The sequence below is a fragment of the Planotetraspora sp. A-T 1434 genome (assembly GCF_025420585.1).
Taxonomy (GTDB): domain Bacteria; phylum Actinomycetota; class Actinomycetes; order Streptosporangiales; family Streptosporangiaceae; genus JAOEGB01.
This window is the reverse complement of record NZ_JAOEGB010000008.1, coordinates 112,996-125,434: the sequence shown is the minus strand read 5'-3', so window position 1 is coordinate 125,434 and position 12,439 is coordinate 112,996. Positions and strand designations below refer to the sequence as shown.

At 69.9% G+C, this 12,439-nt stretch carries 15 protein-coding genes; 9 read left to right on the top strand and 6 right to left on the bottom strand.

The genetic code is table 11. The annotated features are described in order from the left end of the window. Positions 1–48 precede the first annotated feature (48 nt). From N5079_RS12845 to N5079_RS12835, 3 genes are all read left to right on the top strand, one after another. Entirely contained in the window at positions 49–486 is a 438-nt protein-coding gene (locus N5079_RS12845) for a winged helix-turn-helix transcriptional regulator (RefSeq protein WP_261583876.1), read from the top strand. A gap of 5 nt (positions 487–491) precedes the next feature. Next, a complete protein-coding gene (locus tag N5079_RS12840; RefSeq protein WP_261583875.1) occupies positions 492–1,475 on the top strand; it encodes an isopenicillin N synthase family dioxygenase in 984 nt (327 codons plus the stop codon). 264 nt (positions 1,476–1,739) lie between these two features. Then, positions 1,740–2,888, top strand: a complete 1,149-nt coding sequence (locus N5079_RS12835) for a low temperature requirement protein A (protein ID WP_261583874.1) — start codon at positions 1,740–1,742, stop codon at positions 2,886–2,888. On the opposite strand, the gene N5079_RS12830 is transcribed toward N5079_RS12835, so the two are convergent. Together N5079_RS12830 and N5079_RS12825 are read right to left on the bottom strand one after the other, a co-directional pair. Next, positions 2,841–3,377, bottom strand: coding sequence for a MarR family winged helix-turn-helix transcriptional regulator (locus N5079_RS12830; protein WP_261583873.1), 537 nt, complete (start codon positions 3,375–3,377; stop codon positions 2,841–2,843). The two genes, N5079_RS12835 and N5079_RS12830, sit on opposite strands and share 48 nt — an antisense overlap. A 38-nt stretch (positions 3,378–3,415) precedes the next feature. Then, complete coding sequence (locus N5079_RS12825) at positions 3,416–3,868, bottom strand: FAD-dependent oxidoreductase (RefSeq protein ID WP_261583872.1); 453 nt, start codon at positions 3,866–3,868, stop codon at positions 3,416–3,418. A 55-nt stretch (positions 3,869–3,923) separates the two neighbouring features. On the opposite strand from N5079_RS12825, the gene N5079_RS12820 reads away from it, so the two are divergent. Beyond that, on the top strand, positions 3,924–4,271 hold the full coding sequence (locus N5079_RS12820) for a hypothetical protein (protein WP_261583871.1): 348 nt from the start codon (positions 3,924–3,926) through the stop codon (positions 4,269–4,271). A 56-nt stretch (positions 4,272–4,327) separates the two neighbouring features. Here the strand turns inward: N5079_RS12820 and N5079_RS12815 are convergent, their stop codons facing one another. The 4 genes from N5079_RS12815 to N5079_RS12800 form a co-directional block, all read right to left on the bottom strand. Continuing rightward, a complete protein-coding gene (locus N5079_RS12815; protein WP_261583870.1) occupies positions 4,328–4,582 on the bottom strand; it encodes a hypothetical protein in 255 nt (84 codons plus the stop codon). Between the two features lie 114 nt (positions 4,583–4,696). After that, positions 4,697–6,040, bottom strand: coding sequence for a hypothetical protein (locus N5079_RS12810; RefSeq protein WP_261583869.1), 1,344 nt, complete (start codon positions 6,038–6,040; stop codon positions 4,697–4,699). Between the two features lie 509 nt (positions 6,041–6,549). Next, positions 6,550–7,971, bottom strand: a complete 1,422-nt coding sequence (locus tag N5079_RS12805) for a serine/threonine-protein kinase (RefSeq protein WP_261583868.1) — start codon at positions 7,969–7,971, stop codon at positions 6,550–6,552. A gap of 2 nt (positions 7,972–7,973) precedes the next feature. Continuing rightward, positions 7,974–9,521 carry a serine/threonine-protein kinase gene (locus N5079_RS12800; RefSeq protein ID WP_261583867.1) on the bottom strand — a complete coding sequence of 516 codons (1,548 nt, stop codon included), beginning with the start codon at positions 9,519–9,521 and terminating at the stop codon, positions 7,974–7,976. A 516-nt stretch (positions 9,522–10,037) separates the two neighbouring features. On the opposite strand from N5079_RS12800, the gene N5079_RS12795 reads away from it, so the two are divergent. From N5079_RS12795 to N5079_RS12775, 5 genes are all read left to right on the top strand, one after another. After that, positions 10,038–10,343, top strand: coding sequence for a hypothetical protein (locus tag N5079_RS12795; protein ID WP_261583866.1), 306 nt, complete (start codon positions 10,038–10,040; stop codon positions 10,341–10,343). 113 nt (positions 10,344–10,456) lie between these two features. Beyond that, positions 10,457–10,660 (top strand): hypothetical protein, encoded by a 204-nt coding sequence (locus N5079_RS12790; protein WP_261583865.1) that lies wholly within the window; start codon positions 10,457–10,459, stop codon positions 10,658–10,660. A gap of 17 nt (positions 10,661–10,677) precedes the next feature. Further along, positions 10,678–11,127 (top strand): carboxymuconolactone decarboxylase family protein, encoded by a 450-nt coding sequence (locus N5079_RS12785; RefSeq protein WP_261583864.1) that lies wholly within the window; start codon positions 10,678–10,680, stop codon positions 11,125–11,127. Between the two features lie 295 nt (positions 11,128–11,422). Beyond that, positions 11,423–11,617, top strand: a complete 195-nt coding sequence (locus N5079_RS12780; RefSeq protein WP_261583863.1) for a hypothetical protein — start codon at positions 11,423–11,425, stop codon at positions 11,615–11,617. 73 nt (positions 11,618–11,690) lie between these two features. After that, on the top strand, positions 11,691–12,335 hold the full coding sequence (locus N5079_RS12775) for a pyridoxamine 5'-phosphate oxidase family protein (RefSeq protein WP_261583862.1): 645 nt from the start codon (positions 11,691–11,693) through the stop codon (positions 12,333–12,335). The last annotated feature ends 104 nt before the right edge of the window (positions 12,336–12,439 follow it).

Genomic DNA, 12,439 nt, shown 5'->3' with positions numbered 1-12,439 from the left:
ACCGGTATCCAACAGGTATTGAGTACTTCGAAGCGCTATAGTTCCCGAATGGATACTGAACGCGAATATGACGTTCTGAGCGTGGACTGCCCCTCGCGGATGATCCTCAACAGGATCGGCGACAGATGGACCCTATTGATCATCGTGGCGCTCAGTCGTGAGGTTCTCAGGTTTTCCCAGCTCCGCGCACGGGTCGGCGGAGCGACTCCCAAGGTCCTGACCCAGACGCTTCGAGCGCTTGAAAGAGACGGGCTCGTCAGCCGCGAGGTCTTCCCCGTGGTCCCGCCCCGTGTCGAATACCGGCTCACCGAGCTGGGCCGTTCGCTCCTGGAGCCCATCGCCGCCGTGAAGAAGTGGGCCGAAACCCACGTCGAGGAGGTCCTGGAGGCGCGCGAGCGGGCCGACGCCATGGCCTCCGCCGCGTCGGAGGCCATGTCCTCCGCGTCCTCGTCCATGGCGAGGCCCCGCGCGGGCGTGCTGGGGTAACGATCATGTCGAGCGCTTCCGGACCGCTGCCGGTCATCGATGTGAGCCCGCTCGTCGGCCCCGGCTCTCCCGGCGAGCGTACGGCTGTCGCCCGCGAGATCGAGGCGGCCTGCCGGGACAGCGGGTTCTTCTACGTCAGCGGCCACGGGGTGCCCGCCGAGCTCGTCACCCGGCTGGACGGCGCCGCGCGGCGGTTCTTCCGGCTCCCGCCGCAGCGCAAGATGGAGATCTCCATGGACCGGGGCGGCCGGGCCTGGCGCGGCTTCTTCCCCGTGGGTGGCGAGCTCACCTCCGGACGCCCCGACCTGAAGGAAGGGATCTACTTCGGCGTGGAAGGGGCCGTCGACGACCCGAGGCCCCTGCACGGCCCCAACCTGTTCCCCTCCCAGGTGCCGGAGCTGCGCCCTGCCGTACTGGCCTATCTCGACGCGCTGACCGAGGTCGCGCAGAGCGTCATGCGTGGGATCGCCCTGAGCCTCGGGCTGGAGGAGGATTACTTCGCCTCCGGCTACACGGCCGCGCCGACCATCCTTTTCCGGATATTTCACTATCCGCCCTCGCCGCCGGACTCGACGGACTGGGGGGTCGGCGAGCACACCGACTACGGCCTGCTGACCCTGCTCCTCCAGGACGACAACGGCGGGCTCCAGGTCCACACCTCACGCGGCTGGATGGAGGCTCCGCCCATCCCCGGCACGTTCGTCTGCAACATCGGCGACATGCTCGACCGGCTGACCGGCGGCCACTACCGGTCGACGCCGCACCGAGTGCGCAACCTGAGCGGCCGGGACCGGCTCTCGTTCCCGTTCTTCTTCGACCCCGGCTGGGACCGGGAGGTGCCACCGCTGCCGTCCCGCCCACAACGCGACGGCGGGCGCCCGCGCTGGGACGGCCAGGACCTCCGCGCCTTCACCGGGACGTACGGCGATTACCTCCTCGGAAAGGTGTCGAAGGTCTTCCCCCAGTTGCGGGCCGAGGTCATCGACTAGTCCATGGCCGGCCGCGTTCTGCCGTCGATCTGCCACCGCCATTGGTCGGACTGGCCGGCCAGACGCCTCGAACAATGCTTGAGGGCCTGCCAGATCGTTCATGGTCGCCGCGCGCGTCCCCATGGCGGCACTGTCTGTCTGAGGGAAAGTGCGGAGCGGCAACGCATTTGGGACCTGCGCCGCCCTATGAGCCTCGGTCCTGATTGGCCGTGCTGTCATCTAACAGGTGCAAAGGTGTAATCAAGAAAGCCGCATAATTTCGGCATGCGCCTGCCCGTCTGGTTCGCCGAGCGGCTCCAGCCGACCTCCCCCGAAGCCGAACTCCGCGTCTCCACGGTCGAGCTCTTCTTCGACCTGGTCTTCGTCTTCACCGTGACACAGCTGACGACGCTGATCGTCGGCGACTTCGCCCACCCCGCCGTCACAGGGGGGTCCGATGGGCACCGGTTCACCGGGCAGGGCACGGTGCAGACGCTTCTGATCTTCGGCGTGCTGTGGTGGATGTACTCCGGCTACGCCTGGCTGACCAACACCGTTCCCCCGCATCGGCCGGCCCGGCGGATCCTGATCCTGCTCGGCATGGCGGGCTTCCTGATCATGGCACTGGCCATCCCGAGCGTCTTCGACGGCGGCGGGGCGGCCTTCGCCCTCGGCTACCTGGTGATCGTGCTGGTCCACGGCGCGCTCTACCTGCAGGCGTCGGCCGCCTTCACCCGCGTCCTCCCCTTCAACCTGGCCGGGACGGCGCTCATCTTCGCCGCCGCGTTCGTGGACGAGCCGGGGAACTACGTGCTCTGGACGGCGGCGCTCCTGCTGCTGTGGACGAGCCCCTACTTCATCGGCCAGAAGGGCTTCCCTCTCCACCCCGCCCACATCGTCGAGCGGCACGGCCTGCTCGTCATCATCGTGCTGGGCGAGTCGATCGTGGCCATCGGGATCGGCGCGAGCGGCGACCACCCGGGCGCCAAGCTGATCGTCGCGGCGCTGCTCGGGCTGGCCCTCACGGCCGCCATGTGGTGGGTCTACTTCGGCGGTGACGAGGAGGCCCCCGAACGGGCCCTGATCGGGGTGGACGTCGTCCGCCGCACGCGGCTCATCCTGGGCGCCTATTTCTACGCGCACGTGCCGATGCTGCTGGGCATCGTCGCCACGGCCGCCGGGATCAAGAAGGCCATCGGCCACGACCACCTCGGCCTCGGCCCCGCCGTCGCGATGGCGGCGGGGGTGGCGCTGTTCCTGATCGGCGACGTGTGGTTCCGCCGGGTGCTCGGGCTCGGTCAGGGGCCCTTGAGGCTCATCGCGGCGCTGGCGGCCGCGGCCAGCTTCCCGCTGGGGATGTGGTGGTCGGCCGCGCAACTCGCGGCGCTAGTCGCACTTCTCGTCGCCGTGCTGTCCCTGGAGCGCGTCCTGTAGGTTCTCCGCCACCTCGCACATCGACGGCACGTGGCCGTCCTCCGCCAGAGATCCCGCGACGACGCGGCGCAGCAGGTTCCTGAGCATCTCCCGCTCGTGGTCGTCGAGGGCGGCCAGGAGGTGCGCCTCGGCGCGGTCGATCTCGGCCGTCACCTGCGCGAGGCGCTCGGCTCCGAGGTGGGTCGCCGCGATGAGCCGGTTGCGCCGGTCCGCGGGATCCGGGCGCCGCTCGACCAGGCCGGCCTTCACCAGGTCGTCGACCAGGTAGACCATCACCGTGCGGTCGAGGCGGAGCTGGCGGGCCATTTCGATCTGATTGCGGGCGCTCTCGTGGACCGCCGCCGACAGCACCAGATAACCACGGTGACCTGCGGGAAGCGTGTCCGCCGCGCGTTTGGTCGCCGTCAGGTGGGCATGCAGCGCCTGGCCCAGCAACCATCCGAAGTCAACCTCAAGGCCGGCAGGGAGTTCGCACGCCAGTTCTCTCACGCTTTCATGATAGACGGTGACTTGACAGATGGGCTTTATCAAAGACAATCTGTCATGCCGACTATTTGGTCGGCGAAGCGCTCGATCCTGCGCAGCTTGTTCATCGCGTCCAGAGCGGCGACCTTGTGCGGGTCCACGAAGTGCCCCGACCCGGTCAGGACGGTCACCCTGTTGCGGGCGAGCTGGTTGCGGATAACGTCGATCTCACGCCCGACCACGTGCCGCGTCCGCACGGTCAGGTCGGTGACCGTGATGTCCTCCTTCAGGCGGTAGCTGCTGCCGTACATGTCCCTCTGGGTGAGCCCGGTGAGGTACAGCACAGCCTCGCGGAGGGTCTTGGACGGGATCGTTCCCGTGTTGATGCACACTCCGCCGATCATGTCGCGGCGCTCGACGATGGCCACTCGCCGCTCCAGCTTCGCGGCGGCGATGGCGGCCTTCTGGCCGCCCGGTCCAGACCCCAGGACAAGATATCGGAGAGGCGATGGCACGCCGAGCAATTCGAGTGCAACCGGTCATCAAGCAAGACAAGGGAACCTGTCCCGCATGTGGAAAGACACGTCGCAGTACCTGGGCGAGCTGCTCATATGGGAGATCGAGGACTACCTCAGCGCGCAGACGGCGAAGCCGGACAATGCGCGCGTGGCGTTCATCCGGCTCGCCGACCACTGGGCAGCGGAGACCATCGCCGCCGAGCTCGAGTCGGGCGGCAGCTTCTACGCCGCCGCGAAGCGCGCCCACGCGCTCGGCATGACGCTGCCGGGCGAGATGTTCGGCGTGGTGTCCCGGGCCGAGCGCCCCGAGATCTTCGAGGCGGTGCCCGGGACCACGTTCCCGCCCATGGCCGAGGGCGACGGCTACGTGATCATGCGTCTCGTCGCCTTCGAGTCCTGACCTGGCCGCTGGTTCCCCTCAGGCGAATGAACGTCCGGGACTTCCCCTCCGGGCGTTCACCTTCTGCCCGAGGCCGTGACCTCCCGGTCGACGATGGCCCTCGCCCCGGACTCCCGCGCGCAGTGGGCGCAGCAGTACCAGCGATCGTCCACCGCCACGCCGTGACCGACGATGCGGCACCCGCAGTGTTCGCAGACCGGTGCCATCCGGGTGATCGCGCACTCGAAGCTGTCGAACACGTGCGTCACGCCCTGGGCGTGCACTTCGAAGGCCATGTCGTATTCGTTGCCGCAAACCTCACAGGTCGCCATCGTTCCCCCCGATAGCCGATGTCGAGTCGGGCATACCCGTTCCGTACCGCCCCCAATACCGTCCAACACCGTCCAACACCGTCCAAACCACCCAGCGCCGGCATCGGGGCGTCGTCACAGGGCTCCCACCACGGCTTCGGTGACGGACCTGGCCCCGGCCGTCGCCTCTTTCAGGTCCATCAGCGTCGAGTCGGGGGCGTTGATCGGCGTGTCCTCCGGACGGTCGCTGCCGCCGAAAAGCACCCAGACCACGTTCTTCCCGTCGAGCACGTAGATCTCGTAACGGTTCGACTGCGCCGTGTCCGTGCGCTGGCGGATGGCCTGGCCGAACGCGTCCTGGCCCAGCCCCGGCAGCTTCTGGATCCTGCCCCAGCGGATGCCGCCGATCTGGCTGTTGGCCGTGAACCTGTTCTTCGCGCGCTTGTCGATGAGGAAATAGCGGGCGGTGTCGGCATCGGTGAAGGCGCGGATGGTGATCCGCAGGTTCCGCCACCTGGCTTTGCCATGGCCCGCGGGCAGCTTCTCGTTCCACCACTGGCAGTCGGCCACCGCCGCCTTGCCGTCCACGCTCCGGGCGGCCAGCCCCTCGGTGTCCGGGACGAGCGTCGCGGCCAGCGGCTTCACGCTCACGCACGGCGCGGGAAGGGCGACAAGCGTCGGCTTCGGGCTCGCCGTCGGGCTCGGGCTGGGCTCGGGCCGCGCGTGGTACGGCAGGGGCCGCCCCGAGCGCCATGCCGCGACCGAGCGGCCGAGTTGCGAGAGGAGGCTCCTCACCTCACGCAGGGCGTTCTCCTCGGTGATCGACTGCTTGGTGTCCGTGGACAGAAAGGCGGCCTCCTTGTTCTGCTGGCTCGCCTCGTACTTCACCTGGAACACCACGTCGCCCACGCGGCCCACGCCCTGACCGAAGGAGTACCAGAACTCGTCCTTCTGCCTGATCCACTGATACTGCGCGGCCGCCTGGTCCCCGATCCCGGGATAGTCCTCCGGCGCGGAGTAGTAGTGCTCCTTCGTGGAGACGGTCGCGTTGTACTTGTACTGCCTCTGCTCGCCGTCGAACTGGATGCGGGCCGCCCTCTCCGCTGTGGTGCCGCCGAGCGCCTCATAGCGAGCGACGTTCACCGTGATCTCCCGGCTGCGGGTGACGTCCTTGTAGGAGATGTCCCTGTTGGCCCAGTCGCAGGTCCACCTGATGTAGCTGACGAAGCCGTCGGCGCGGTTGTCGCTGGTCCTTGAGTCGATCTTCGCCTTGGGGACCAGCCGCTCGGCCTGGGCCGGGTCGATCATGGCGCAGACGTCGGCGGACGTAGCGGCGGAAGCCGCCGTGACAGCCGGGGACGCCGGAGGCGCGAGCGGCTTACGTGCGGCCACCGGGGTGGGGCCGCCTCCCCGGACCATCATGAAGGCGAAGGTCGCTCCGGCCACCGCCAGCACGGCCACGACGGCCACCACCGCCACAGCCCATCCTCGCCGCCTCGGCGCGGGCTGGGTGGGCATCTGCCACAACTCCGGAGGAGGCTGGGTCGTCCCCTGCCACCCTCCTTGCCCTGACGGTTGCCGGTCCCCCTGCCCTGCCCCCGGCCACCCCGCCCCCGACCCCGACCCCGGCCATCCCTCGGGCCCCTGCCATCCCGCGCCCGGACCGTGCCCCTGCCATCCCGCGCCCGGACCGTGCCCCTGCCATCCCGCGCCCGGACCCTGCCCCTGCCATCCCGCACCGGGCCCCGGCCCCTCCCACCCCGCCCCCGGACCCTGCCCGGTCCACTGCGGGAGGGATCCGTCTCGCGGGCCCGCGCCGGGAGGCGGTGGCGGCGTGCCCTGCCAGGGCGGGCCGTACGGCGGTGGCGGCTGGGGAGGCCGGGACCGGTCGGGTGGGTGGCCGTCCGGCTGAAAGTGTCCGTCTTCGCCGCTGGTCATGTCGTCTCCTGAGAGCACTCGAGGGAAGGGAGGGGCACTAGGTGGCGTCCCTAGCCGAGCCCGATGCTGACGAGTTCGGCCGCGCGGACGGCGGTCCGCCGGTCGTCCGGGGTGGCCGCCCCGCCGCCCGAACGCCGGTAGGCGACCTCGACGATGATGTTGCTGAGCCGGAACCACACCGTGGTCCCGGCAGTGCCGGACGCGGGGTCGGCCACGTCTCGGGCGAACGCCTCGTCCGCGACACCGGGCTGGTCGTGGAGCCCGGTGCCCGCCTCCCGGGCCTGGGCCGTCCGCCGCCCGGCGAAGTCGGCCCGCGCCACGTCGGCCCCGCCGGCTCCCTGGCTTGCGGGCGGCACCTCGTAGGACACGGTCACGGTCCGGCCGCCGCGCCGTTCGGCCCATCGGCAGCCCAACGCGGACGGCTCCGCGTCGGGTTGCGCGCCGAGCAGGTCCCTGATCTGGGTCCCGGTGAGGCTCCGGCACGGGTCGGGGGCCGCCGCGAACCGCCCGGAGCCCGCGTCGCCCTCGTCCTCGGAGGCCAGCCGCCACGCTCCCAGGCCGACCGCGACCCCCACCGCCACGACCACCGCGCCCAGGAGCACGCCACCGGCGATCGTCCGGACAGTACGGCGGGGCCGTGGCCGTACGGCCCGGGCCTGCTTGGGCGGCCCCGCGAGGGCGCCCAACGCCTGGCGGACGACCTCATGAGGCGGCCGCCGCGCGGGGTCCTTGCCGAGGAGGGCCAGCACGAGCCGGGCCAGCTCGGGCGACGCCCGGACCATCGGCCGGGGCTCGTGGAGCAGCACGGCGGCCACGACGGCGGCGGCCAGGTCGCGCTGGAAGGGCGGGTGGCCCTCCACGGCCGTGTACAGGGTCGCGCCCAACGACCACAGGTCGGAGGCCGGCCCGTCCGGCTCGCCCCGGAACCGCTCGGGAGCCATGTAGGCGGGAGACCCGGCCGAGCTCTGCGCCTCCGCGTCCCGCTTCTTCCCGGCGAAGGCGGCGATCCCGAAGTCGGTCAGCATGGCCTGGCCGTCCGGCCCGATCAGGACGTTGCCCGGCTTGACGTCGCGGTGCAGGATCCCGTGGGCGTGCGCCGCCTCAAGGGCGCCGAGGACGGACAGCCCGATCGCGGCCACCCGGTCCACCGGGAGCGGGCCCTCCGCATGGACGATCTTGTCGAGCGACCGGCCCGGCACGAGGTCCATGACGATCCAGGGCCCGCCGGCATGCCGTACCACGTCGTGGACCATGACGATCGACGGATGGCTGAGCCGCCCGGCGGCCCGCGCCTCGCGGATCGCGCGGGCGGTGAGGTCCGCGAGTTCCGCCTCGCTCAGGCCCCGGGCGGTCCGTAGCTGTTTGACGGCGACCTCGCGGCGGAGCACCTCGTCGGCGGCGCGCCAGACAGTGCCACCACCGCCCTCCCCCAGCCGCTCGACCAGGCGGTATCGACCCGCGAGCAGGTCCACGGCTACGCCAGCCCCCTCAGCCCGTCGGCGGCCGACCTCGCCGCCTCCACGGCGCGTCGCCGCACGTCGGTGGGGGATGTCGCGTCGAGGTCGGCGTACCGCAGGCTCGCCACGAGATCACCCAGGCGGAAGAACACCACAGACCCTTGCACCTGGCCCTCCGGCGTTGAGAGGTCCGAGGCGAACGCCTGGTCGGCGACATCGGGAACGGGCTGCGCCACGGACTCGATGACGGGGCTCTTCCGGTCGAGGCCGATTTCGTACCAAATCCACTCGCCGTCACGGGGTCCCGAGCCGTACTGCCTCTGGTATCCGGCCAGGAGCGTGCGAGCCGACTCGGCCGTCAGCGACCACGGGTCGGGGGTGTCGGAGTCGGTCACGGCCGTCAGGCCGAGCCCGGCGCCGTCGATGGTCCACTGGCATTCCGCCTCGCGGGAGCGTCCCCGCGGCGGCTTCGCCGTACCGAGGAGTCTGGCCACCTCCGGCGCGGCGAGGGAACGGCAGAGATCCACCGCATGGGTGAACGTCGGGGAGCCGGGATTGGTCCGCTGCGCCGATCCCTCCTCCCGGGACTTCGGGAGGAGCACCATGGCAGAGGCTCCCAAGGCCGCGACGGCGACAGCGACGGCCACCGCCGGGACCCACCAGCGCGTACGGCCGGCAGACCCGGCAGGGGTTCTCGAGCCCGCGCGGCCGACGGTGCGAGCCGGGCGCGGGCGGATCTCCGGTGAGCCGCCCTCCGCGATCTGCCGCAGGTGGCCGAGCGCCGTCGCGGCGTCAGGGCGGGCGAGGGGATCTCTCGCCAACATCCAAACGAGCAGCGGCCCCAGCGGACCGGCAAGCCGGGGCGGCCGGCACTCCCGCGTCAGCGTCGCGCGGATCACCTCCGCCTGCGAGCCCTGGTACGGCGGAACGCCCTCGACCGCCGCGTACAGCGTGGCGGCGAACGACCAAAGATCGGAGGCCGGGCCTCCGGGCTCCCCGGCCAGCCGTTCCGGCGCGATGAACCCGGGCGAGCCCACGAGCAGCCCGGCCTCGGTCAGGGCAGTCTGATCGGCCGGCCGCGCGATGCCGAAGTCGGTCAGGACAACCCTGCCGTCGCCCGTGATGAACACATTGCCGGGTTTGACGTCCCGGTGCTGCACACCTCGCGCGTGCGTCGCCATGAGCGCCTCAAGCACACGGGCGCCGAGGTCCGCGACCGGGGGCGGCGGCAACGGTCCGCGCGCCGAGATCTCCTGCGCCAGGTCGCGCCCGTGGAGGAGCTCCATCACGATCCACGGCCTGCCGCCCTGGACAAGTACGTCATGTACGGCCACGATGCCCGGATGGCGGAGGCGCGCCGTGACCTCCGCCTCCCGCATTACCCGGGCCGTCAGCTCGGCACGTTCGGCGTCAGCGACGCCGTCAGGGATTCGCAGCTCCTTGACGGCCACCTCGCGGTCGAGCATGGCGTCCCTGGCCAGCCAGACCGTGCCCATCCCGCCCGAGCCGAGTGGGCGCAGCAGGTGGTATCGCGAGGCCAGCGTCTCCCCGCGCGATTCGGCCATATCGGGGAGAATAGCGAAATAGTGATCGATGTCCGGTCGATTTCCAGCGCTCGCCGTGGGACTTCGAGCCTCTCCCCCCGATGCCCCATGTCAGGACATCCGTGCCCCTTCCAGCTCACCCGGCGGGACGTTCCCGCCCACGCCGAAGGACCACACGGCGGGACCTTCTCGCCACACGCGCCGGGATCGCGCCGCCTGATCTCCTGGCCACACCACGCGCCGGGATCGCGCCGCCTGATCTTCTCGCCACACGCGCCGGATTCGCATGAGCTCATGCGGCCGACTCGTTCAGCTCGCACGGCGGAGCCCCCTTCAGCGCGCGCCTCTTGCCCACCCACACGCGACGGGCTTCCTTCCGGGCTCTTACGGCCGGCCGGGCGAACCGGCGCGGAGGTACGGCTTCCGCGCCCCTCCCAAGCGCCTGCGGGAGATTAGTAATCTTTTGAGCCATATGTTCCGATTTATGTCTCTTTACGGTAACGTGACGGCCAATTCACGCCTCGGAGTGGAGGTGGCATGGACAGGTTCGTACACGTGATGCCGCTCGACGACGTCATCCGCCACGAGGGCACGCCGGACTGCGTCTGCGGCCCCGGCGGCCAGGCCGTAAGCGCCCTGGACGTCATGGACGAAAGCGGCGGAATAGATGGCTGGGACGGCATTGACGACGCGCACGGCGTCGATGGCCCGGACGGCATAGACGGTCAGGGCGACGTCTGGCCTGCCGTGGAGGCCGGGGGCCCCCACCTGGCGGTCGGCATGATCTACCACCACTATCCCCTTCGACCCTGCCACGAGTGGGAAGCCTGCCCCGAACTGTAGGCACGGACCCCCAGAGCCGTCCGGACCGACCTTCCAGAGGCGTACGGACCTCCCAGAGGCGTACGGACGGACCTCCCCGAGGCCGCTGGGCATAACTGTCACACACTGGGAGCGTGTCTCGCCCTCAGTATGTGAACGACCATGACGACCTCGCGGCGGAGGTCGACGCGTTGCGGCCCCGGCTCGTGGGAGTGGCGTACGGCCATGCTGGTCGTCCTGGAGTGGCGCTCACGGTCGCCGGCGGCCGGATCACCGCCATCGACCTCGTCATGAACCCGGAAAAGCTCGCCCGTGTGAGCCGTACCGGGAACCTGTGATGTGAAAGGGGAAACGAATGCAGAGAATCGACGTGGCGAAGCTCGCCCCTAAGGCCTACCACTCGCTGCTCGGCCTGGAGCGGTTCCTCCATGAGAGCGGGCTTCCGCAGCGCACGCTTGAGCTCGTCAAGCTGCGGGCCAGCCAGATCAACGGTTGCGGCTACTGCGTCGACATGCACAGCCACGACGCCAAGAAGGCCGGGGAGAGCGACGAGCGGCTGTTCGCCGTGGTGGCCTGGCGGGATGCGCCGTTCTACACCGACGCGGAGCGTGCCGCACTGGCACTGACCGAGGCGGCTACGCGGCTGAGCGACCGTCCCGACCCGGTCCCGGACGAGATCTGGGCCGAGGCGGCCAAGCACTACGACGAGGAGACTCTGGCGGCGCTCGTCGTGGCGATCGCGGCGATCAACGCCTGGAACAGGATCGGCGTCACCGCCAGGCTCGTCCCCGGGTCCCACCGCTGACGAGCGACATTCCAGCGAGCGGGGCCGTGCGGCAAATCTTGATGCGGCCCCGCAACCGGCGCGCACCCTGCAGCCGGAAAACAAGGAGAAGGCAAGCGACGCGGCACATAGTGTGCTCAAATCACCGGAAGGAGATACGGACCATGAGACGCATACGGATCTCGCGGGCCCGTAACACCCGCCGCACCCCGCGCCGCCTCAACCTCGACCTGCGCTCCCCCTCGGGCCGCCCCCTCCCCTACTAGGTTTTACGCTGGCTTTACCCCTTGATCTGTATCTATCTGAGCTATCGAGCTTGGATAACGGAAGTATCACGGTCGGGGGGACGATCATGCTCAAGGTGGTGCCGACACTGGCCAAGGTCAGGGACATCAGGCCGGCCCTGCGCCGGAGGCCGAGGCGAGACAGCAAAATCATCGACCTGCGCGCCTACACGGGCGGCAACGTCATCAGCTTCCCGCGCACCTCTGGGCCGACCTCGGCGGCCTGACGCCCAAGCGCCCGGCATGGCCGTTGAAGGGCCCGTTCGGCTCGCTTGAGCCGTACTGGTTAAATGTGACGTCATGAGTGATCTGTCGGCAACTGACCGAACCCGGCACAGGCGGCTACGAGAGCAGGGCCGTACGGACCGCGAGGCGCTGTTCGCCGTGCTGCGGGCCGGGTTCGTCTGCCACCTCGGGGTGGTCGTGAACGGCGATCCGATGGTCGTGCCGACCGTCTACGGCTTCGACTCGTCCCACATCTACGTGCACGGATCGGTCGCCAGCCGCAGCCTCACCCATGGTGCCACGGCATGCGTGACGGTCACTCACGTCGATGGTCTCGTGCTGGCCCGATCGGTCTTCGAGCACGGCGTGAACTACCGCAGCGCCATGATTTACGGTGTTCCCCGCGCTCTGGAGGGCGAGGAGAAGCTGACGGCGCTCAAGTGCCTCACCGAGCAAGTCACCCCAGGCCAGTGGGACTACGCGCGGCAGCCCAATCGCAAGGAGCTCGCCGCCACCAGCATCCTGGCCCTCTCTCTGGAAGAGGCGTCGGTCAAGGTACGGGAGGGCGGTCCGAACGACGCCCACGACCCTCACGACGTGTGGGCCGGCGTGCTGCCGCTCGCCGCCTTGTGGCAGGCCCCGGTGACCGATCCACTCGCGACACGTCCGGTCCCCGATCACGTACGGCACCGCGCCGGCCAGCCGGCTCACCCGGCCTGAAGGCGCCGGCGCTTTCGGAGGCCACCAAAGGCACTCGGGCGACCATTGAATTATCGCACCGAGCCCTACATCACCCGAGCAAGCGCCGAAAACCTCATATTAAT

What these genes read in the sequence shown, in the direction of transcription:
- N5079_RS12840 (WP_261583875.1), top strand. Translation starts at nt 492, where the DNA reads ATGTCGAGCGCTTCCGGACCGCTGCCGGTCATCGATGTGAGCCCGCTC.
- N5079_RS12800 (WP_261583867.1), bottom strand. Translation starts at nt 9,521, where the DNA reads ATGGCCGAATCGCGCGGGGAGACGCTGGCCTCGCGATACCACCTGCTG.
- N5079_RS12775 (WP_261583862.1), top strand. Translation starts at nt 11,691, where the DNA reads ATGAGTGATCTGTCGGCAACTGACCGAACCCGGCACAGGCGGCTACGA.
- N5079_RS12835 (WP_261583874.1), top strand. Translation starts at nt 1,740, where the DNA reads ATGCGCCTGCCCGTCTGGTTCGCCGAGCGGCTCCAGCCGACCTCCCCC.
- N5079_RS12845 (WP_261583876.1), top strand. Translation starts at nt 49, where the DNA reads ATGGATACTGAACGCGAATATGACGTTCTGAGCGTGGACTGCCCCTCG.
- N5079_RS12795 (WP_261583866.1), top strand. Translation starts at nt 10,038, where the DNA reads ATGGACAGGTTCGTACACGTGATGCCGCTCGACGACGTCATCCGCCAC.
- N5079_RS12815 (WP_261583870.1), bottom strand. Translation starts at nt 4,582, where the DNA reads ATGGCGACCTGTGAGGTTTGCGGCAACGAATACGACATGGCCTTCGAA.
- N5079_RS12785 (WP_261583864.1), top strand. Translation starts at nt 10,678, where the DNA reads ATGCAGAGAATCGACGTGGCGAAGCTCGCCCCTAAGGCCTACCACTCG.
- N5079_RS12820 (WP_261583871.1), top strand. Translation starts at nt 3,924, where the DNA reads ATGTGGAAAGACACGTCGCAGTACCTGGGCGAGCTGCTCATATGGGAG.